Below are 22,646 nucleotides of genomic sequence, written 5' to 3'. Positions count from 1 at the left end.
GGCGTCAACCTCCTTTTTGCGTATGACCAAACTTGAACATGGTCGCTGTCCGAGTGTCTTTGTTCACATAGAAAAACAGACGCATTCCCTGGTTGAGCCTGATCTCGGTGTAGCCGGTTTCATTGAAGTATCCGGGCTCAAGGAGCTGCTTGGGGTTGGGTGATTTGAACGGCACCATTTCGTTGTAGTAGGTTTTTCCACCTAGCAGTTCGGCTGCCTGGCCCGGTGTCATCCCCTCATCCTTGATCGCGTCCTTGAACCGGAAAAACTTTGCCCTGCTCGCATCATCCAGTGACTCAAAACCCGGAATGTTGCGCTGCGCGTTGTAAGTCTTGTAAACCCACTTTGCGGAGGATGCCTCTGCGGACTGAGTAGATGATCCAGCCCTTGCGCTTCTTCCGCTCATCCCGCCGGCCATCGCTTTCGCCGCTCCTCGTGCATCGCCGTTCAAGCCTGACCGGAACGCTCCCGCGACCTTGCCGGCGCCCTGAGCGGCCGCCCCGGCGCCAGCCGCAAAAGACGCCAGCCCCAACCCCAGACTGACGTAGCCGAGGACGTCACCCAGCTCCGATTGCGGCATCACTTCGTGAGCAATCTCACTCGCAATGCCGGCGATCCCGGACGCCAGCGCCAACGTCAGGCTAGCGACCGCCAGCGGCGTGGTTGTGCCAAAGGTCAGGATGCTGGTCGCAATGCTGAACAGCGAAAGGCCAACGCCCAAGGCAGATTGCCAGGAAACATGCCCGGTCGGATCAACCCGATTGATCGGGTCGCCGAGGCAGTAAGCGTATGGGTTCAATCCACCCGCGCCAAACGGGCTCAAGCTGTCCGGACTGAGGAAACGCATCAACGTCGGGCTGTAGGCCCGGTAACCATTGCCCGGCAAATAGAGCCCGGTCAACGGATCAAGCGGCTCACCGCTGAATCCTGCCTGACTGAATATCCCGCCTTCGGCAGGACGATATCCGTAGGGGTTGTAGGCAATTTCGTCGCGTTGAGTGCCGGACTCGGCGATCAAAACGCTTTGCTGCAGGTCTGTGCCAAACAGCGTCAATCCATCGCCCGCGCCCTGTTGCTGCTCCCCCAGCAATAAACCGGACTGGCGCCCACAGGTACGACGGTCAGCACCGCTGATCTCGTTGATCACCCGCCCGTCATGGTAGAAGCGCTGGGCACCCGGCGCGCCGGGTTGTGACAGCTCCACCAGACGATCGCGCGCATCGTAGTGATAGCCGCGCATCACCGCCCCGGATCCCGCAGCGATTTGCGTCAATCGCCCCAGTGCGTCGTAGCTCAGCGCACGAGCCTGATCGTCCTGGATCATCTGGCCGTTGGCGTCATATTGCAGCGTAACCGGCGCCGGATAATCCGCGTGAGAGTGCTGAACCTCGATCAGTTGCGTGGGATCAACAGAGCTGTAGGTAAAAGTCGTGGTGTTGCTGCCACCGGGAAAATCGTTTTGCAGGCTGACGATGTTATCCAGCGCATCGTAAACGTAGGTCTGCTTGATAATGTCTTTGCCAAAGGGATCGCGTGGCCGCAGCGTTCCGCTGCAGGTGTAGTGGCCCAGTCGACCTCGGGCGTCGTAGTCGAAGCGTTCGTCGCGCAGTACGTCTTCACCGATGCCCAGTACCTTCTGCGTCAGCTTGCCAGCGAGGTCGTAACTCGATTTCAGGGTCTGAGTAGCAGCGCCCTTGACCTCAAAGCTGCGCGAAATTTCTCGCCCCTGATCGTCGTAGACCAAGCGAGTCGTCATGGAACGCTTGGCCTGCGTATCCTGCGAGTCGACCCGCTCCAGCAGGCCCACGGCGTTGTAGATGAAATCGGCCTTGAGCGAACTCTCCTCAAACGACTTTGCCCGCCCCCACTCGTCGTACTCCGTCTTGTGTGCCTGACCGAGCACATCGACGCAGGTCAGAGGCCGGCCATTGAACGTGTACGTGTACGACGCCGTCCGGTCCACGCCCGCGTGCGCGGTGGTTTCACTTTTCAGGCGTCCGGAAGGGTGATATTCGAAACGCGTTTCCCCCCCCTGCTCGACACAACTGGCTAATTGCCCGTGCAGTGGGTCGTAAGTGAATCCGGCGTCCAGTCCGGTCGCCTTGCGTTGCATCACGCGCCCGCCGAAATCACGCGCATAAACAAACTCGACTTTTTCACCGCTGGCGCTTTTCTGCCAGATCGGTTGCGTGAATCCTGCCGCGTAGCCCGCAGTGACCGTGCGTCCACCCACGGTGCTTTCGCTCAAGCGGCCCAAGCCATCGAATGTCTGCCGACCAAGACTTTGGTCCGCCACTTTCACTTCAGTGGCAAGCGACGCCTGGCTGTGCAGCGCGTAGTCGGTCTGCACGGTGTTCCCGTCGGGCAAGACGCTGCGCCGCAACCGATTGAACACGTCGTACTCATAGGTGGTGGTGTTGCCGACAGGATCGGTCTGGCTGATGGCTCGGCCGATGCCGTCATAGCCATGAACGATTGCGCCTTGGGTTTCACCCGCAATATTGAACGACTCGATACGATCAGGCTTGCCGAAAACATTGAGGCTGGTGACAGACTTGCCCATGCCCTCAAGCCAGCGGGTTTCAGAGCGGGCCACAGGGTCGATTGTGCAATGCTCCTTGCGCCCGTCAGCGTGAAGCGTGGTCTTGACCTGTCCCCAGCCATCGTAGACAAACCCGGTCTTGACCGGCCGGGCAACCCCGTCCCACCAGTCAGAATGCGTTTGCTCCACTAACTGGCCCAGCGCATCGTGGCGCGCGGCATAGATCACGAACAACTGGGTCCTGGCCACTTCGTCCGGGTTATCGCAATCCTGCTCTTCGACTGCGACGACGCGCCCGAGGCCGTCGTACACAACTTTTTGCTGAACGCCGAGCAGATCTGTCGTGAGCATCGTCGCCGGTGCTTTATTGCTGGCCGCCTGATAAACCATGCGGCGGGTCGCGGCGTTTGCCGTGCCCGGCGAAAACGTTTCGCTCAGGGGCCGGCCAATGGCATCGAACGTGTAGGCAACCGCTCCCTGGTCTTCGCCGCGTTCGCCCAGCTTCATGCCGTTGAGCGATGAGAGTGTCTGAGCCGCGGTTTTGACGGTGCCATCGAAACCCTTGAGGGTGCTCTGAATTTCAAGCCGGTTGTTGTCGAGCACATAGGAAAACTCGGTAACCGTCGCCAAGGCGTTTTGCGTGACGGTTTGTTTTTGCAGCAAGCCATGGCGCAGCGGGTCATCAGGCTGATTGACGTAAACCCGTTGTGTTTTCGAACGCAGAATTTCAACGTCTGCGTTCAGCTCATAAAAGCTCTCCTCGACAGGCAGCACGGCGGTCACCGGCGAACCTTGCAACGAGGCGTGCAAGGCATAGCGATAACGCATCACCGTCGAGGCGGCGTTTGGTTTATCCGATGCTTGCGACGCAGGGATGATGGTTCTCTGCTTCTCGAACCGGACAAATCCCAATGGGTCGGCAGGGCACCCCTCCGCTCCGGCAGCGGGATAAAATTCAGACAGGGTCGTTACCCCATCCGGCCCGACCTGTTTGAGCAGGTTGCCTGCCCCATCGAATTCGGTGTGGGTAAGCTCTTCGCGCGATGTCCCGGCGCTGCGGTTTTCGTAGCGTAACGTCTGGACTTTGGGCAATCGAAACTGCGCAGGCTGCTCAAGAAAGCTCTTGCCCGAATCGATGTGGTACACCGTGGACCGGGTGGTGATCATCTGCTGACAAGTCGTCACCTGCGAAACCAGCAGATGATATTTGTTGTAGGTGCGCACCGTGGAGCTGTGGACCTTTGTGCCCGCCATCAGTTTTTCGGTCGAAGAATACTCATAGCCCGACGAGCTCTTGTAGAGCGTGTCACCGTCCGGGGACCATCGCCTGCCGTCGTCATCGAAGCCCTGGAAATTCTTCTGCGAGAACTCATAATTTTTTGTGATCGCGGGCTGATTCTGCCGTGGGTACACGGTGTGGGAGATCACATAAGGCATGGAGCGAATCGGCGAACCGGGCGGGAATTGATGCCCCGCTTCCTGATACCCGATGATCTCTCGCGCTCCTAGCGGCGAATCGACCTGGGTCAGGCACTGGAGATTGCCGAAAGGCTCATAGGTCAGAAACCAGGACCCGCCTACGGGCAAATCAATGGAGGTCACCGCGTTGTTAGCGAGCGACAACACAAAGCCGGCTTCACATTCGGTGCCGGGGTATTGCGTCAGCGTAACCTTGCCCCTGGTACGGGAAATGCTCAGCAACGTACGCTGTGTGTCCTTCACAGCGACCAGCGCCGGTTGCCCGTTGATGGCGGTGTAGTCGAGCGTGATGGCAGCACCATTGGCGCCAACGATCCTCATCGGTACCGCTACATCGCTGCCCTCAAAGATCTTCAGCTCTTCACGCATGCCATTTTTATGGATGACGTCAAAACGCCCTGGCCCAGACCGTTCGACCTTGAGCGTTTCAAGTTTCAACTCATCGAAGATCAGGTGGGTGGCTGTCTGCTTCGTCTTGAAACTTCCGCCACCGGACAAACCGAGTATTTCATTGCCCGCGTCGTAACGGGTCATTGCCATCGACCAACCGATGCCGAAACCGCTGTCGATACTGTTGAGTGGGCTGTAGGACAAGTTGATTGGTAAAGAAGGACCGTTCAACTCCGCGGACTTTATGTCACTCAGCATCAACGAACAGGTGTAAATACCGGTACGGGGATCGACTCCGCCGGCAAGAAACTCATCAAAATTAAACGCATTGGAATAGACGCTCGCCACTTCAGTGACTGTCATTATCAGATACCCCTAGAACTCATGAATATTGAATCATCACGCAGCACATCAGCTGCGCACATGTCTTGATCAAAGCCTTGACTCAATTGACTCTCAGCCTCTTCTCAATACAAACTCATCATTAGGAATATCGATTTCAATCGATAAATTGTGCGTATTACCGAACTCATCGAAAGCGACAAAGTGAAAAGATTCAACTCTTACTTGATTAGTGTAAACATACTGCGGAGGCACACCCTTTATAACTGTCAACTCCCCCGAACGCTGGTTTACTTCAACCTTGCGCCACTCAGAAACGTAGACATCCAACTCTGTTGCCCGAGAAGGAGCAATGACACCCACGAAGGACCTCGGCGCATCCCGCCCCAGAATCAAGCCTGTATCACAGAATAAAACAGGGTAGGTACCACCGACTTCGTACTGACGACTTTCCCAACGCAGCAGTTTTACTTGCTTGCCGCCTGGATACAGCCCCAAGTTGTATCGAAACAATAGATCGCCCTCAAACGATCCGCGAAGTTCATGCGACTGCCATGTAAATTGCTCCACGCCATAATCAGGGCTTTTTTCCGCATGAATCACAACACTTCTGGAAATCTTCCGGCCATCCGGATTCAGGGTGTTATTACTTCGGTAAACCTTGCCCTGCACCGTCACTTCAGCAGCGATTTGAGCTTGCCCGTCGATTGCCGATGAAACCCAGAACTCTACGGGCGTTCCGCTGCTGCTCCCTGCGCTGCCGGACTGAACGCCTCCGGGCATGTCATGGGTGTACCCGTTTTCGTAACGACTGGCATTCCAACCAGCCAGTGGCAGATTTTGATACGACTCCCCTTCCAATGGCTGGCCATTGTGGAAATGAATCAGCTTTGCGGAGAATTGAAGCGGGGAAAGGTCGATTTCAACTGCATCACCATTTTCATCTACCGCTTCGACGAACACCCAGACGCGAACTTGCATCCGCCCATTGGCATACACTTTTTTTGATTCGACACCGGGGGCTTCGAAGCGGACTTCCAGTTTTGACAATCCTGATATGGAAGGTTTGTTACTTTCTACAGTGGCAGTCAAGCCTTGAATATTACTCATGACGCATTCCTTGCTGGTTATTAATCGACTCAACGGGTCGCATCACCGACTAATAACAAGAAAGAATCAACACCTCAATGCAGTAATTACCACAAACTTAAACATGCAACTTTCCACCCAAGCAATCACTTACAAAGCATTACAACCGACTCAGTCCGAATCCCCCTCATCAACTCCGCTGTCGTCCGAATCAGGCGCTTCCTGCCAATCGATTTCTTCATCCAGCACACCATCAAATTGAATCATTATCTTTTTATCAAAACCGGAGCCCTCAATATAAATTTCAATACGCGACCTGCAGGCTTCACTCAACGGATTACCCAACAAGTTGTAATTGACATCTCGCGCATCAGAAACTTCAAACAGCTCATCCGGCAATGTGGTGATCTGATTGAACCTCAGATCGGCAAACGCCAACTGTTCAAGATCGAACAATCCGACAGGCACATCCATCAAACCTGTGTTCTTCAAGTAGAGACTGTCCAGCCTGCTCATGTAACGAACATCGGGAGTCAACCCAAGCGGGTTGTGGTCCAGGTGTAAAAGCGTCAAACCCTCCATATGCGCGAGGCCTTCGACCGCAGCCTCATTCAGTTCGATAGCACAGTCATCAAGGGTCAGCGTCTCCAGTGCCCTCATCTGATAGATTTCCAAGGGCAAAGTATCCAGCGCGAAGCCTGACAATGTCAGGTACCGCACACCCGGGAAGCTGGCGAGAAAGGAATGCCCGCCCAACCCGGCGCTGCTGCTCAAAGACAACTCACGAACATGGCTGAAGTCTGCCGACAACACCGGTAACTCACCGAGTATCTCCAGATCGTAATCAAGCGTGGTCGGTGTGTAGCGGTTGGCCGTCGTTAGCCTGCGACTCCAATTCGCCTGCAACTCTTGCGCGAACAGTTTTCTGCCCTGGCGCTGAATAGAGAGTTCATTGTCTGCAAGCATCGATCCCGTGGTCGGATGATGGGACGGCACGTCATTGCTCCACATCTCCAACTCATTGACCAACGTCACGTACTCGTTCTCCAGGCGCGCAACGGCCAACACCGGCTCCCCGATCAATCGCTCGCTGCGCAACGTCGTCATTTCTTCCTCGGAGAGCGTCGGGTAAAGCGCTTGAAGCCGCTGCCCTACGGAACGCGCCGGCTCCGGCACAAAATCGCCACCGCCCAACAGATAGCCAGAACGCCCCACAGCCAGCCCCATGGGTGAGCGAGCACCCGCCTCCAATGGCGGCTGTCCCAGCAAGGCCCGGGCTTGCGAGCGAGGCATCAGTGATTGTTGCCTGACCGCCTGCCGGAGCCCCGCGCCCTGCCCGACATGAGGCAAACCCAACGCCCGGCGCTGAGCATCGGGAAGGGCATGCTGGACGGCGCCGTAGAGATCGTCGAATGCGTGCAGCTCCTTGCCGAAGCCATCGTAGGCCTGGTACTGGCCATTCTGTTTGACCAGGACTTTGCGGATCGGGGCCTCGGGACCACCGATACTGTCCACCAACGCACCGTCAACGGTGCCGTCACGCACTTCGATGCGCACCTCTGGCGACCAGCCGTTCAGGCTTTCGAGCCTATGCAGCGCCAACCTGTCGGAATCCGGATTCGCACTTGTCTCCAGATAAAGCCCTTCGTACGCCCTGCTGAGGCGCACTTCCCGCAGATAGAACAGCGCTTCATGCGCCATTCGCCGGGTGATTCCGAGGTTGTGCTGCATGTGCAGACGATCGGCAGCCGCTGCATGGCGCCATAATTCTTCAGCGATGGTTTTGGGCAGTTCAGGAAAAATCCGGCGTATCTGCCGGGTGTTTTCATCACTGCTCAGCTCAAAGTGGCGTTCACTTGCCTCGAACAAACTGGCGCGACTTTCCTGTGCCCAACCCGCGATTCTGAGTCGCAGCCGGGCGGCCCGCACATCGATTCCTGGCAATGAATCGCCAAACGCAGGGCTTTCACCCAGCAGTTTTTTCAGCTGTGCATCCTCAAGCGTTTCAACCACGCTTCGAACCACATCGCCGCTTCGCAGCTGGCTGTCCTGCAGGCTCACGCCCTGAGCTTGCAGCAGTTTCACCTGCATCTGCGGATCGGCTTTCAAATACACCCGCGAATCGGTGCTTTGCATCTGCGCGATGAACGCCTGAATCTGCTGATCGAGTTTGAAACGCCGGATGGTGTCTTCGAGCAAGGCCGGGGGACGCCGGGTATGAACGTGCATGTCGCGCAGCACTGCCTCGTCGATGCCGCTTACCGCCAGAATGCGTCCAGCCGTGACATCCGAAAACTCGGCCACCGAATGCCCCAGGCGACGAAACAGTTGCGCGCGCCGCCACTCCATGGGGCGCTCAACCTCATGCGCCCACGCTCCCGCGCCGTTGTGAGCAAGTTGTGGTTTGTAGGCATACGGCCTGTCCGGATGGCGAATGCGATAGACATCCCCGTCAGTCTCGGGCACCACTTCATAGGCTTTGCCATCCAGAAGCAGCACGCTCGCGCCCTGATGCCGATGCAAACCGAGCGCATCGGCCCGGGAGTCGGCTGGCAAGCGCACCGCACGCTCATACGCACTCAGATCGGGATTCCACAATCGTTGCTGGCCCGCCCCCAAATCAACGACTTTCAAGCGGTTGACGAAAGCGCCGGGGGCAACGGACAGCAGTTTGCCGACGGCCAGGCCGCCCAAGGCAAACGCGCCTAACTGGGCGACCGTTTCAGCAATGGACAGCAAATGCGCCGACGCTTCGATCAACTGCCCTTCGGCCCAATCAAGGATGCCGGTAAACGTGTCGTCCAGCAGTTGGTACAGGGTATAGGCCAACATCAACTCGCCCAGAAACGGCACGAACGGAATCGCCGCCAGCGCCGCGACTTCCAGCACAACGGTGGCGACTTTTTCCAGGCTGTCCCATTGTTCCCAACGCGACTTGCGGTCTTCGTCTGCGGTAGACACGGCCATGACGCGCGCGTCATTGAGGATCTGGTTCAGTCTGGATTGATACAGCCAGGTCCACAATTGCGGCCCCACGCGCTGTGTTTGCATCCTGAGGTTGGGCCGCGCATCGGGGGCTGCGGCGTTGAGCAAACTAAGCAAGGTGGCGAAAAAGGTGCCTCGTTGGTCGTGAGCGACAAATCGGGCAAAAAAACGCTGGTAATCGGTAGAGCGCAATTGCCGGGTCAGTTCGTCCACGAATTCGCGGGCGGAGGCATAGGTTTTCAGCGGGTGCTCTGGGTCATCGGGGATGTAGGCAATCACCGGTTCAACTTCGCGAGAATGTTCTGGATCCGCCGAGAACAGCACGATGCCGGTCAGCACCGTTCCCAAGAGGCTCAGTTGATACAAACGCAGCGCTTTTGCGCCAGGCATCGGTATTTTTTGCTCTGTGAGCAGGCCCGGCAACAGCATCTGTTCAGCGTGCCCAATGTCCCCTTTCATTCGCGCCAGGAGTGTCGCCACCCTGAATCGATCCTGCTGACTGGTTATGACTTTGTGTGCCAGCATCGCTCTGGCCGCAGCATCCGCAGGTAATAACAGCGCCTCAAGTTGCTGGTTATAGCGCCCTCCGATATCAAGTTGTCGGCACAGCGAGGCAAATGCCGCGACAGACAAGCGACTATTAATTTGAAGAATATCGAACTGCCCGGCCGTATCGGGCTCAGTGATAAAACATGAAGCGCTGTCAAAGTAACGCGCTGCCGTCTCCTTCATTTCGAAGTTATGCAAGGCAGCATCCAGAAGTGAAATCGTCGTCACTTCATAGCGGACCGGTAAATCTTTGGGGACATAGAGTCGCAGGTACGTTTTCCTGACATCCAGTTCTATCTCGAACTGACTTTTCAGGGCCTGAGTCAGCAACGGCTCGGCAAATGCGCGAACGTCGGCAAGGCCTTCAAACAGGCGGTCCACCCGGGTTTGCGAAACCCAACTACGTTGAGTCGCCTGCTTCAAGGCCTCATGACTGGCGGCGGATGCCGAGCGGTACCAGTCAGGAAAAACAACCCCGGCGTTTTTCAATGCCAGGCGTCTTTCGGCAGGCGCACGAATCAACCAGTCGGGAATCGACTTTATTATCAACGTTTGATGCGCGTCGGGCGGCGCGTTTGTCGAGTCTGAATCAGACATGCAAGTAACCTTTTTAAACAGTGGAAAACCACAGCTTATTTAATTACTCGCCTGACAAACGCTACATATATACCGCAACTTTATAGGTTATTCGTGCCGTTCTTGACGAATGTAAGCATTGCCGCTCATTGCTCGTCGTTATAAACGAACTTCGGCATTTCCCAGTGAAAACGAATCGCCAACAACCGCAGCAAGAAGCCACCAAACAGCGTGATGAGAATGGCCTGTTCACCGGGCAGTTGCAGATAGATGCACAGCATGTAGCACCACGCCGCCGCGAAGGAGACGCTGGCGTAGAGCTCGCGGCGGAAGATCAGCGGGATGTCGTTGCAGAAGATGTCGCGCAGGATGCCGCCGAACACCCCGGTGATCACGCCGCTGACCGAGGCCACCAGCATGCCGTGGCCCATTTCCAGCGCGGTCATGCAGCCGATCAGGGTGAACGCCACCAGACCCACGGCGTCGAGCACCAGAAACAGTGAGCGCAGGTGGCGCATCCAGCGAGCCGTGAAAACAGTGACCATGGCCGCAACCGAGGTCAGCACCAGGTATTCCGGGTGTTTGACCCAGGTCAGCGGGTAGTGACCGAGCAGCACGTCGCGCACCGAACCGCCGCCCAACGCCGTGATGCAGGCGATCAGCACCACGCCAAACCAGTCCATGCCGCGACGGCCGGCAGACAGTGCGCCGGTCATGGCTTCGGCGGTGATGGCGATCAGGTAAAGCATCAGCAACATGGTGGCGGTCCTTGCAGGAAGGCGCGCAGTCTAGCCATTTAGGTGCAGCACCAAAAGGGGGCGTTAACATGGATAAACCGCGCGACCTTCTTCGCGGGCAAACACCGCTCCCGCAGGTACAACGCAGCCCCTGTAGGAGCCAGCTTGCTGGCGATGGGGCCCTTGAGGACGCCATCGCCAGCAAGCTGGCTCCTACAGGTCCGTATTCCAGATTTAGAATTTGATGAAATGCTTGCGGTAGTGCTGCAGCTCGGCGATGGATTCGCGGATGTCGTCCAGCGCCAGGTGGGTGCTACCCTTTTTGAAGCTGTCGCGCACGTCCGGCGCCCAGCGTGCGGCCAACTCTTTCAGAGTCGAGACGTCGAGGTTGCGGTAGTGGAAGAAGCTTTCCAGGGATTTCATGTGCGTATAAAGGAAGCGGCGATCCTGGCAAATGCTGTTGCCACAGATCGGCGACTTGCCCTTCGGCACCCACTTCTCCAGGAAAGCGATGGTCTCTGCTTCCGCTTCGGCCATGCTGATGCGGCTGTCGCGCACGCGCTGGGTCAGACCCGAGCCGCCGTGTTGACGGGTGTTCCACTCGTCCATGCCGGCGAGGATCTCATCGCTGTGGTGAATCGCGATCACCGGGCCTTCGGCCAGGGTGTTCAGATCACTGTCGGTGACGATGGTGGCCATCTCGATGATGACGTCGGTATCAGGGTTCAGACCGGTCATTTCCAGGTCGATCCAGATCAGATTCTGCGGGTTTTGCATGTGTCGGCTCCTAGGCAATGCTGCGCAGTTTAGCCTAGGGAGGTGGCCGGGCGTGCTAAACTCGCGGCCGTTTTACCTAATCGCTGCATTCTTGATACGGAACACCCATGGCCAAACGCCAACTCAATCGTCGTCAAAACTGGCGCATCGAAAAGATTCAGGGCGAACGCGCTGCCCGCGCCGCCAAACGCGAGTCCTCGGCTGTCGAGGCACTTGAGGGTGGCGACCTGGGTCCGGAACAGACCGGCCTGGTGATCGCACACTTCGGTGTGCAGGTCGAAGTCGAAGCCCTCGATGGCGATTTGGCCGGCCAGGTGTTCCGCTGCCACTTGCGCGCCAACCTGCCGGCGCTGGTGACTGGCGATCAGGTAGTCTGGCGTGCCGGCAACCAGGGCATCGGGGTGATCGTGGCGCAACTGCCGCGCAAAACCGAACTCTGCCGCCCGGACAGTCGTGGCCAGCTCAAGCCGGTGGCGGCCAACGTCGACATGATCGTCATCGTCTTCGCGCCGCTGCCCGAGCCTCACGCCAATTTGATCGACCGCTATCTGGTCGCTGCGGAGCACGCCGGCATTCGGCCGCTGCTGCTGCTGAACAAATTCGACCTGATCGACGAGCAGAACGCCCCGGCGCTGAATGCCTTGCTCGCGGTTTACCGCACGCTGGGTTATCCAGTGCTGGAAGTGTCGGCGCACCACGGCAATGGCATGGAGCAACTTCAGGAGCAACTGGACGGACGCATCAGCGTATTCGTCGGCCAGTCCGGCGTCGGCAAGTCCTCGCTGGTCAACAGCCTGCTACCGGAAGTCGAAACCCGCGTCGGCCCGTTGTCCGAGCTGTCCGGCCAGGGCACTCACACCACCACGACCGCGCGGCTGTTCCACTTCCCCGGTGGCGGTGAGTTGATCGACTCCCCGGGCATCCGCGAATTCGGCCTGGGCCACGTCAGCCGTTCCGACGTCGAAGCCGGTTTCATCGAGTTCAACGACCTGATCGGCACCTGCCGCTTCCGTGACTGCAAGCACGACCGCGAACCGGGTTGCGCCTTGCTCAAGGCACTGGAAGAAGGCCGCGTGCAGCAGCAACGGATGAACAGCTATCGCTCGATTATTGCGAGTTTGCCGGAGAGCAGCTACTAGGCCGCTTCTCGCAGAAACAAAAAAAGCCGCGATCATCTCGCGGCTTTCTCATTTTCGGTGCACAGCCCTGCACATCCAAAGTGTCATGGCTGTCCTGGTGCCTGCAAATTCGACGTAGTTTGGCGACACCGGGACGAGCGCAATACCTGTAGGAGCTGGCTTGCCGGCGATTGCGTCCGTTCAGTCACGTACTTATTGCCTGACCCACCGCTATCGCCGGCAAGCCGGCTCCTACAGGGAATCGCGTTTGCTTTCGCTTCTCACCACTCATCAGGCCGAGCGTTAGCTCGCCTTCCGCTTTTGATCTGAGCGCCCCCTCGAGAGGCCGAGCGCAGGTTCTGCGCAGTGGGCAACCCGGCATGGATGCCGGGTTAGCCGCCCCCGGCCATGGATGGCCGATGGCGGCGGGCCCACGGAGCAGGACCGGAGCGAGGGCATGGCGAGCATTAGCGAGCCACCGAACGAAAGGGGCAAGAGCCTTTTGGTTACTTTGGGGCTTTTCCAAAGTGACTCGCTGTAAGAGCGAAACCATAGGCGGCCGTTACCGCAGGAATGGATATGTACACACCAAAAAACCCACGCCAGCCATAAGGCCGCCATCGCCAGCAAGCCGGCTCCTACAAGGGACCGCGCTCAAACTGAAAATGAAGTGACCTCCAAACCAAAGCAAAAAAAAGCCGACATCGCTGTCGGCTTTTTTGTGGGTCACTGCTTCGGTGGTTCGGCCGGTTTCGGTGCCGGGTCATCGAACAGATTCAAGCGCTCGCGAAGCTCATGCGCCGGCAACGGTTCTTTATCCGCCGGCAGTGCGTTCGGATCGGCCGGAACTTCACCCGGGCCGCCCTGCCCTTGCGTCGGCTCCGGAGTCGGCTCCGCGCCTTGCGAACCTTCGATGGCACGCTGGGCTTTTTTGGTCAGCACGATGATGTCGATACGGCGGTTGACCGGGTTGAGCGGGTTCTCGCGATCGAACAATGCCGAAGAGGCATAACCGACCACGCGTGCGATCTGCTGCTCCGGATAACTGCCCGCCACCAGCGCACGACGTGCAGCGTTGGCACGGTTGGCTGAAAGCTCCCAGTTGCCGAAATCACCCTGGCCACTGTAAGGCTTGGCGTCGGTGTGGCCGCTGATGCTGATCTTGTTCGGCACCGCTTTGATGGTGTCGGCCATGGCCAGCAGGATGTCTTCGAAGTACGGTTTCAGGCGCGCACTGCCGGAGTCGAACATCGGGCGGTTTTCGGCGTCCACGATCTGGATGCGCAAACCGTCCGGCGTGATCTCGAACAGAATCTGGTCCTTGAATTTCTTCAGTTGCGGATTCTCTTCGACCTTGTTCTGCAGTTCTTGCAGCAACAGTTCGAGGCGTTCCTTCTCCACCATCTCGGCCATGCCTTCGACCTGCTCGGCGTCGACGGTCACCTTGTCCGGCTGTGGCTGGGATTTCACCTCGGGGTTGAGGGTGTTTTCCGGCGCCAGGGTCGGCGTGCCGCCCAGATCGATGATGTAAGGCGTGCCACTTTCGGTAAAGCCGACCGGGTCCTTGAAGTAACCGGCGATGGCGAGCTTCTGTTCCGGTGTCGCAGTGGACAGCAGCCACAACACCAGGAAGAACGCCATCATCGCCGTCGCGAAGTCGGCGAAGGCGATTTTCCAGGCGCCCCCGTGATGCCCGCCGGCGATGCGCTTGACGCGCTTGATAATAATCGGCTGATTATTTTCCATAACTTAGCGACCGCGAACCGCTTGTTCCAGCTCAGCGAAGCTAGGACGGTGCGCCGGGTACAGAACCTTGCGTCCGAACTCTACCGCCAGCGATGGCGGCATGCCGGAAGCCGAAGCCACCAGCGAGGCCTTGATGGCTTCGTAGACGTTCAGTTCTTCCTTGGCATCGTGGGCCAGGGAGTGGGCCAGCGGACCGAAGAAACCGTACGCCGCGAGAATACCGAAGAAGGTACCGACCAGTGCCGCACCCACGTGCAGACCGATGGATTTCTGGTCGCCTTCGCCCAGAGACGCCATGGTCACCACGATACCCAATACCGCCGCGACGATACCGAAACCTGGCATGGCGTCGGCGATGCCGTTCACCGCGTGGGACGGGTGCTCGAGGTCTTCCTTGAGGTTGTAGAGTTCCATGTCGAACAGGCCTTCCAGCTCATGGGGAGCCATGTTGCCGGAGGACATGATGCGCAGGTAATCGCAGATGAACGCGGTCATGCGCTCGTCTTTGAGCACTGACGGGTACTTGGCGAAGATCGGGCTCGCGGCGGCATCTTCGATGTCGCCTTCGATGGCCATCATGCCTTCGCGGCGACTCTTGTTGAGGATCTCGTAGATCAGCCCCAACACTTCAAGATAGTAGCCGTGGTTGAAGCGCGATCCGAACATGCTCAAGGACTTCTTGAGCACGTGCAGGGTCATGTAACCGGGGTTGGCCTGGAGGAATGCACCAAGGGCCGCGCCACCGATGATCATCACCTCGAAGGGTTGAATCAGGGCGGCAATCTTGCCGTGGGAAAGCACGTATCCGCCGAGCACGCTCGCGAATACGACGATGATGCCGATTATTTTAGCCATAGGTAGGAGAGCACTTACTGAGTCGGGTTCAAGGTCATATTCGGAAGTTAAAAAATCTCTTCTTCTACTTATCGGCAAAACTGCGCCAGACTATAGCCAGTTCAGGCGAAAAGCCAATTTGGCCCACTTAGGGCATAGGTAATGCAGACGATGATCGCGTCCAACCATGGCTAACGAAACGAACGTTCCAACTCCAAAACCAAACACTCTCCAAGGCTGGGTAAAGCTTCTGGACGGCGTGCACCTGCCCGTTCCGCAAGGCAGTCATGACCGGGTCTGCAAGGCCATCGGCGACAACCGCAGCTCGTTGCGCGATATCGCCGAGCTGATGCAGGACAGCCCCGCCCTGGCCTTGAGCGTGATTCGTGAAGCCAACCGGCACACCCACGGCAGCATGACCGAGCCTGCGGAAAACCTTGAGGTGGCGATCAATCGCCTCGGTTTGAAGCGCACCGAAGAACTGCTCGCACGGCTGCCCGCGATGCCGGAATCGGACATTCCCGTGGCCCTGCGTCAGTTGCAGATGATCAGCCAGCACGCGACGCAACAGGCCAACGGCTTTTTCGCCGCTCGCCTGGCGCGGCTGTGGCAGGACATCCACTGGGGCAGCCTGCTGTTTTTATCGCCGCTGTGGCCATTGGCGTTGACCCATCCGCAATTGCTCGAAGAATGGGAGCTGCGGGTCATCCATAAGGGCGAGTCCGCACGTAAAGTCGAGAAACAATTATTCGGCGTACGCCTGCTGGAAATCGGTCAGGCACTGGTGGAAATCTGGCACCTGCCGAACTGGGTGCAGCAGGGTTACAAGCTGTTACTCAATGAGCAACGGGAACTGGTGAAAGTCCTGTGCATCGCGCGCGACAGCGATCATCCATTGCGCCAGCAGAACCGTCTCGATGACGATCCGACGTTGCGCCGCTGGCTCAATCAGCCGGCCAACACGGTGTTGCTGGCCAACGGTCTGGCGCTGTCGGCACAGCACGCCTGGGACTGTCCGCACAGTGAACGCTGGCAGTACCTGACCAGTCTTTACCTGCAAATGCCGATGGACGAGGTGCAGCAGCAACTTCACCAGCAGGCCGCCAACAGTGCGCGCCAGCACGCCATGCCGGACCTCTGGCACCCCGCCGTCGCGCTGCTCTGGCCGCAGGGCATGAACCGTGTGCACGCTGGTTTGCTGCCGGCCCCGGCGCCGACCGCCGAGGACCTGGCCAAGTGGCGCAAACAATGCGCCGAGCTGCTGGTGGAGCCGAGTCGTTTCACCAATGCCATGCACTTGACCAACTCGGCCCGCGATGCACTGGTTGCATGTGGCATGCGCCGGGTGATGATCCTGATGGCCGACCGCACGCACGCCAATTTGCGCGTGCACCAGATTGCCGGGTTGCCGAAAGAAACGGCTGGCCTGAATTTCGTGGTCAGCCAAAGCACCGTGCTGCAACGCCTGCTCTCGCAGCAAGCCCAGGTACGCCTGACCCCGGCCAACAACGCACAATTTTCGGCGCTGCTGCCGGCCAGCCTGCGCTCGCAGTTCGGCGGCGAACACCTGCTGTTGCGCTCGCTGGTCAACAACGGCCGCGTGATCATGATCGTGGTGGCGGACCAGGGCGGCGGGCCGTTCTCCGAAATTACCGTGCAAGCCTTTGGCAAAACGGCGCAGTGCATCGAGAAAGCCCTGCACACCTTTAGCCATCGCGGCCAATGACCCGCTACAATCCTCCCCTTTGTGCTCTGGAGACCTCACATGTCTGACTTCTCTGGCTTGCCGCTGGTGATCGAACCGAGCGACTTGCTCTCTCGCCTCGACGCCCGCGATCTGATTCTGGTGGACCTGACCAGCAGCGCCCGCTATGCCGAAGGGCATATTCCCGGCGCGCGCTTTGTCGATCCGAAACGCACGCAACTCGGCCAGCCACCGGCGCCGGGCCTGATGCCGCCGCAAGCGGCTCTCGAAGCGTTGTTCGGTGAACTGGGCCACAACCCCGATGCGGTCTACGTCGTGTATGACGACGAAGGCGGCGGTTGGGCCGGGCGTTTTATCTGGCTGCTGGATGTCATCGGCCACCACAAGTATCACTATGTCGACGGCGGTCTGACGGCGTGGCTGGCGGAAGGCTCGCCCATGTCGATCCAGATCCCGCCTGCGGTCGGCGGCCCGGTTGCGTTGACCCTGCACGACGAACCCACCGCCACCCGCGAATACCTGCAAAGCCGTCTCGGCGCCGCCGACCTGGCGATCTGGGATGCGCGCGGGCCGCTGGAGTACTCCGGCGAGAAAGTCCTGGCTGCCAAGGGCGGACACATCCCCGGCGCGGTCAACTTCGAGTGGACCGCAGGCATGGACCGGGCGCGCAACCTGCGCATCCGCACGGACATGCCGCAGATCCTCGAACAACTCGGGATCAGCAAAGACAAAGAAGTGATTACCCACTGCCAGACTCACCACCGTTCTGGCTTCACCTATCTGGTGGCCAAGTCCCTCGGTTATCCGCGGGTCAAAGGCTACGCCGGCTCCTGGGGCGAATGGGGTAACCATCCCGATACGCCTGTAGAGATTTAAGGTTTTTAAGGACAGTTAATGAATAAGCGTTTGTTTATCCTCAGCCAATACCTGCTGCCCCACCACTTGCTCTCGCGACTGGCCGGCTGCATCGCCGAATGCCGTGTGCGCTGGTTCAAGAATGCGTTCACCGCGTGGTTCGCCAAGCGTTATCAGGTGGACATGTCCCAGGCCCTGGTCGAAGACCTGACGGCTTACGAGCATTTCAACGCGTTCTTCACCCGCGCCTTGAAAGACGGCGCTCGTCCGCTGGACGAAACCCCGGGCGCCATCCTCAGCCCGGCCGACGGCGCGGTCAGCCAGCTCGGCCCGATCGAGCACGGTCGCGTGTTCCAGGCCAAGGGCCACAGCTTCAGCGTGCTGGAACTGCTGGGCGGTGACGCAGCCAACGCCGCGCCGTTCATGGGCGGTGATTTCGCGACGATTTACCTGTCGCCGAAGGACTACCACCGCGTGCACATGCCGCTGGCCGGCACGCTGCGCGAGATGGTCTACATTCCGGGGCGGATTTTCTCGGTTAACCAGACCACTGCGGAAAACGTTCCGGAGCTGTTCGCCCGCAACGAGCGTGTGGCGTGCATTTTCGACACCGAGCGCGGGCCGATGGCCGTGGTGCTGGTGGGCGCGATGATCGTGGCGTCGATCGAAACCGTGTGGGCTGGTCTGGTAACTCCACCGAAACGCGAGCTGAAAACCTTCCGCTACGACGAAGCTGCCCGTGCGCCGATCCACCTGGAGAAAGGTGCGGAACTGGGTCGTTTCAAACTGGGTTCGACGGCTGTTGTGCTGTTCGGCCCGGATCAAGTGCAATGGGCTGAAGAACTGGCGGCCGGTTCGCCGGTGCAGATGGGCCAGGGCATGGGCCTGCCGAAAGCCTGATCCCCCTCGATCACCTGTAGGAGCGAGCGTGCTCGCGATGGTCGTCAACGATAACGCGGCAAATCTGACACTCCGCGTCGTTCTCGAGTTTTTCGCGAGCAAGCTCGCTCCTACAGAGGGGCAATTGCAATGCCCGTCCCGGGGGCATCGCTGCTAAAGTCTGGTCATTCACTGCCCATTTCCCGGTTGGAGTTTGTCCACGGCATGAATGAAACCAGTCCCCACCTTCTGCTACGCGCCCCACGGCACCGCCGACGCGTTGCTGCCCTACGAAGAAATCGAATACCCGCAACTGCGCAATGATGACAATCACGAAGCCCGCGACCGCAACCGCCACTTTTCGACGTACGTCCTACCTGTGATCAATCACAGCCCGGGGGGTTATTGCCTGGCCTGGCCTGACGCAGTGCCTGCCGAGCTACAGGCTGGCGAGATGGTCGGCATCGAGGACACCGCGGACGCAGGCTGGAGCATTGCGGTGGTGCGCTGGATCCGTCAGGTTCGCGGCGGCGGCACGCAGATGGGCATCGAGCAAGTCGCGCCATACGCCGAACCTTGTGGCCTGCAACTGGTGCGCACCCGGGACGACCACAGCCACTACCTGCGCGGCTTGTTGCTGCCGGCCATCAGCGCGATAGATTTACCGGCCACCCTGCTCGCTCCGCGCCTGCCGTTCCAGGAAGGCCACAAAGTGCTGATCAACACCAACGGCGAGGAGCGCCGGGCCGGACTGGATCGGCGAGTGTCGAGCACCAACAGCTTCAATCAGTTTGCGTATCGTTCGCTGGAGACCGCCAGAAACGACAACGCCGCGGAGAGCGGCGTGGTTGGTGTCGAGGAAGAGTTTGATTCGTTGTGGCAGACGCTTTGATTGAATCTGTAAGACCGTGTCGCCCCCATCGCGAGCAGGCTCGCTCCCACAGGAGAACGCACTCTTAATGTGGGAGTGAGCCTGCTCGCGATGAGGCCCTATCAGTCAATACAAGACTCAGAGCTGCCCGTCACGATCCCGAAAGCCCAGCAGATACAGCACGCCATCCAGCCCCAACGTGGAGATCGCCTGCTTCGCCGATTGCTTGACCAGCGGCTTGGCGCGGAATGCCACGCCCAACCCGGCAATCGCCAGCATCGGCAAATCGTTGGCGCCGTCTCCGACCGCAATGGTCTGCTCCAGACGCAAGCCTTCCTTGTGCGCCAGCTCCTTCAGCAGATCCGCCTTGCGCTGCGCATCGACAATCGGCTCAACCGCCACGCCGGTGACCTTGCCATCGACCACTTCCAGCTCGTTGGCGAACACGTAGTCAATGCCCAGCTTAGCCTGCAATTGCTTGGCGAAGTAGGTGAAGCCGCCCGACAGAATCGCAGTCTTGTAGCCCAGACGCTTGAGTTCGGCGAACAGGGTTTCGGCGCCTTCGGTCAGGCGCAGCGAGGCACCGATCGAATCCAGCACGCTGACATCCAGCCCTTTGAGCAACGCCAGGCGTTCCTTGAAGCTGGCACGGAAATCCAGCTCGCCGGCCATCGCCCGCTCAGTAATCTCCGAAACCTGATCGCCCACACCGGCCGCCTTGGCCAGTTCGTCGATGACTTCGGCTTCGATCAGCGTCGAGTCCATGTCAAACACCGCCAGACGACGGTTGCGGCGGAACAGCGAATCTTCCTGGAAGGCGATGTCGACGTTCAATTCCTGGGCGACGCTGAGGAACTCGGCCCGCAACGCTTGCGGATCCGCCGCTTCGCCACGCACGGAAAACTCGATGCAGCCCTTGCCTTTATCGGCCGGGGTATCCAGCGGCATGCGCCCGGACAGGCGATCGATGTGGTCGATGTTCAGGCCATATTTGGCGGTGATCGAACTCACGGCCTGCAATTGCCCGGCAGTCACTTTGCGGGTCAATAGCGTCACGATGTGGCGTTTTTTGCCCTGATTACCGACCCATTGCTGGTAATCCTCTTCGGACACAGGCGTGAAACGCACCTGTTGGTCAAGCTCATAGCCCTTGAACAGGATGTCCTTGAGCACCGACTTGCCTTGCTCGGTGTCAGGAATTTCAACCAGGATGCCGAACGACAAGGTGTCGTGGATCACCGCCTGACCAATGTCGAGAATGTTCACACCACCCTGGGCCAGAACGCCGGTAATGGCCGCGGTGAGACCCGGACGGTCCTCACCAGTGATGTTTATCAGGACGATTTCGCGCAAGGCGCACCCCCGCAGGTGGAAAAAAACCGCATTCTACCCACTTTCAGTGACCATCGGGCACCGTGAGCGCTTTGCCGGTCTAGGGCCTGTCGCTATACTGCGCGTCAACTTCACGGACAAAAGAGCCGAGCTCAAGTGAACCGGCCCACGCCAGTTAAAACCGATAACTTCTTTCTGCTGATCTTCCGTGCACTGCGCCACCGCCGTGTACCGATTGCATTGCGCATCGCCAGCCATAACGTGATCCTGGTCGCTCTGGCCCTGGTGATCTACGCCTGCGTGATGGGTTTGCAGTTCAAGCAGGCCATGCACGAGCAGGCAGATGCGCTGGGCGAAAGCCTGACCACGCAGACCGCCACGTCCGCCACTGAGCTGTTGGTGTCCAACGACATCCTCAGCCTCAACGTGCTGCTCAACAACCTGACCAAGAACAAGCTGGTGGCCCACGCCGCCATTTATAGCGTGGATAACCGCATCCTCGCCGAAGCCGGTCAGCGCCCCAAGCACGGCCTGCTGGGCGAAGCCGAGGGCATGTACCAGAGCAAGATCACCTTCCAGGACGTGACCGCCGGGCAACTGCGCATCAGCCTGGACATGGATCAATTCCAGCAGCCGATGACCATCAGCCTGCAAAGCATGGGCATCTTGAGTGCAATTCTGTTGGCACTGTCGCTGGCCTTGAGCCTGCGCCTGGGTCGGCACATCTCCACGCCGCTGCTGCAATTGCGCGTGTGGCTGCGCAACATCGACGAATACACCCCGGCCACCGACCGTCAGGATGAAATCGGCGACCTGGCTCGCCAGCTGCACGCCAACTTCGCGCCGGAACCGTCCGAGCCTGAGCCCGCACCGGAACCTGAGTTCGACGACGTCGATTACGACGATGACGCCGAGCCGTCCTTCGAAGTGCGCAACCTGCGCGACCCGAGTTTCGACGAGACCAAGCCTGTCGCTAGCCTCAAACCTGCGCCACGGCACATCGTCAGCACCGTCGAAGACGAAGATGACGACGATGCGTTTGCCGATTTGCGTGACGAATCGACAGCCGCGAAACCAGTAGTCAGAGCGCCGGTATCGAACGTGCCGCAACACAGCGCAGTGCTGGCCGTGCAACTCGGCGCCCAGGATCAATTGCGCCGCCTGCCACGGGCGCGTCTGGAAGAACTGCTCAAACGTTATCGCGATTGCCTCGATCAGGCGGCCTCGCTCTATGAGGGCGAGCTGCACAGCCTGAACGATGGCAGCACGCTGATGGTGTTCCACACCGAGGACAGCGGCGACGACTACCTGACCAACGCCATCTGCTGCGGCGAGTTGCTGCGAGCCCTGGGCCATCAGTTGCAGATCGAAGTCGCCGACAGCGGCATCACCCTGCAATTGCAGCTGGGCGTGACCTTGGGTGATGAGCTGTTCGGTCTGAGCCAGATCGACCTGTTGCTGACCGAAACCGCCCAGGACGCCCTGGCCCTGTCGCAACACAGCCGCAATCTGCTGCTGGTGGAGCGCAAGATCAGTGACGACGCGCTGATTCGCCAGCGTGCGCGAATCCGCCCGATTGCCAGCCCTGAGGGTGCGTGCTGCGTGGAGCGGTTGATGGAGCCTTATCCGTCGATGCTGGAGCGGCAGTTGGCGCGGATGCATGAGCGTCGGGCGTAAGCCTTAGCCCCGCAGTGAAAAAACCCGCAGACAAGTGATTGTCTGCGGGTTTTTTTGTTGCCTGTTCCGCCGCTTTCGCGGGCAAGCCTCGCTCCTACAGGTTTCGAGTGGTTCGCGCGATTTGTGTACGAAGCAATACCTGTAGGAGCGAGGCTTGCCCGCG

The 22,646-nt window shown here is 59.0% G+C and carries 13 protein-coding genes and 1 pseudogene; 6 read left to right on the top strand and 8 right to left on the bottom strand.

Annotated elements, in window-relative coordinates:
• Positions 1-4: 4 nt before the first annotated feature.
• The 5 genes from KGB24_RS11920 to orn all read right to left on the bottom strand — a co-directional run bounded on the left by KGB24_RS11920 (position 5) and on the right by orn (position 11,466).
• On the bottom strand, positions 5-4,774 hold the full coding sequence (locus KGB24_RS11920; RefSeq protein ID WP_223414865.1) for an RHS repeat domain-containing protein: 4,770 nt from the start codon (positions 4,772-4,774) through the stop codon (positions 5-7).
• 93 nt (positions 4,775-4,867) lie between these two features.
• The gene (locus KGB24_RS11915; protein ID WP_008035299.1) at positions 4,868-5,863 is read right to left on the bottom strand and encodes a hypothetical protein; all 996 of its coding nucleotides are present in this window, start codon (positions 5,861-5,863) and stop codon (positions 4,868-4,870) included.
• A 150-nt stretch (positions 5,864-6,013) separates the two neighbouring features.
• The gene (locus KGB24_RS11910; protein ID WP_223414863.1) at positions 6,014-9,973 is read right to left on the bottom strand and encodes a dermonecrotic toxin domain-containing protein; all 3,960 of its coding nucleotides are present in this window, start codon (positions 9,971-9,973) and stop codon (positions 6,014-6,016) included.
• Between the two features lie 125 nt (positions 9,974-10,098).
• Entirely contained in the window at positions 10,099-10,710 is a 612-nt protein-coding gene (locus KGB24_RS11905; RefSeq protein ID WP_008035291.1) for a trimeric intracellular cation channel family protein, read from the bottom strand.
• Positions 10,711-10,923: 213 nt separating this feature from the next.
• Complete coding sequence (gene orn / locus KGB24_RS11900; RefSeq protein WP_008035288.1) at positions 10,924-11,466, bottom strand: oligoribonuclease; 543 nt, start codon at positions 11,464-11,466, stop codon at positions 10,924-10,926.
• 107 nt (positions 11,467-11,573) lie between these two features.
• Here orn and rsgA point away from each other — a divergent pair, with 107 nt between their 5' ends.
• Positions 11,574-12,605 (top strand): small ribosomal subunit biogenesis GTPase RsgA, encoded by a 1,032-nt coding sequence (gene rsgA / locus KGB24_RS11895; RefSeq protein WP_008035286.1) that lies wholly within the window; start codon positions 11,574-11,576, stop codon positions 12,603-12,605.
• Positions 12,606-13,310: 705 nt separating this feature from the next.
• On the opposite strand, the gene motB is transcribed toward rsgA, so the two are convergent.
• Together motB and motA are read right to left on the bottom strand one after the other, a co-directional pair.
• Positions 13,311-14,330 carry a flagellar motor protein MotB gene (motB, locus tag KGB24_RS11890; protein ID WP_223414861.1) on the bottom strand — a complete coding sequence of 340 codons (1,020 nt, stop codon included), beginning with the start codon at positions 14,328-14,330 and terminating at the stop codon, positions 13,311-13,313.
• Between the two features lie 3 nt (positions 14,331-14,333).
• On the bottom strand, positions 14,334-15,185 hold the full coding sequence (motA, locus tag KGB24_RS11885; protein WP_008027935.1) for a flagellar motor stator protein MotA: 852 nt from the start codon (positions 15,183-15,185) through the stop codon (positions 14,334-14,336).
• 166 nt (positions 15,186-15,351) lie between these two features.
• On the opposite strand from motA, the gene KGB24_RS11880 reads away from it, so the two are divergent.
• From KGB24_RS11880 to KGB24_RS11865, 4 genes and pseudogenes are all read left to right on the top strand, one after another.
• The gene (locus KGB24_RS11880) at positions 15,352-16,890 is read left to right on the top strand and encodes an HDOD domain-containing protein (RefSeq protein WP_223414859.1); all 1,539 of its coding nucleotides are present in this window, start codon (positions 15,352-15,354) and stop codon (positions 16,888-16,890) included.
• A gap of 39 nt (positions 16,891-16,929) precedes the next feature.
• Complete coding sequence (locus tag KGB24_RS11875; protein WP_223414856.1) at positions 16,930-17,745, top strand: rhodanese-like domain-containing protein; 816 nt, start codon at positions 16,930-16,932, stop codon at positions 17,743-17,745.
• A gap of 18 nt (positions 17,746-17,763) precedes the next feature.
• The gene (gene asd / locus KGB24_RS11870) at positions 17,764-18,624 is read left to right on the top strand and encodes an archaetidylserine decarboxylase (protein ID WP_008040415.1); all 861 of its coding nucleotides are present in this window, start codon (positions 17,764-17,766) and stop codon (positions 18,622-18,624) included.
• A gap of 226 nt (positions 18,625-18,850) precedes the next feature.
• Positions 18,851-19,495 (top strand): annotated as a pseudogene (locus KGB24_RS11865) (molecular chaperone); the annotation flags it as partial.
• Positions 19,496-19,612: 117 nt separating this feature from the next.
• Here KGB24_RS11865 and serB read toward each other — a convergent pair.
• Positions 19,613-20,827: a phosphoserine phosphatase SerB gene (gene serB / locus KGB24_RS11860; RefSeq protein ID WP_008027919.1), complete on the bottom strand. Its 1,215-nt coding sequence runs from the start codon at positions 20,825-20,827 to the stop codon at positions 19,613-19,615.
• A 135-nt stretch (positions 20,828-20,962) separates the two neighbouring features.
• Between serB and KGB24_RS11855 the strand changes: the two genes are divergently transcribed.
• On the top strand, positions 20,963-22,483 hold the full coding sequence (locus KGB24_RS11855) for an AhpA/YtjB family protein (RefSeq protein ID WP_192226915.1): 1,521 nt from the start codon (positions 20,963-20,965) through the stop codon (positions 22,481-22,483).
• The last annotated feature ends 163 nt before the right edge of the window (positions 22,484-22,646 follow it).

This window comes from Pseudomonas sp. BF-RE-25 (genome assembly GCF_019956105.1).
Classification (GTDB): Bacteria; Pseudomonadota; Gammaproteobacteria; order Pseudomonadales; family Pseudomonadaceae; genus Aquipseudomonas; species Aquipseudomonas migulae.
This window is presented reverse-complemented; position numbering and strand designations above follow the sequence as displayed.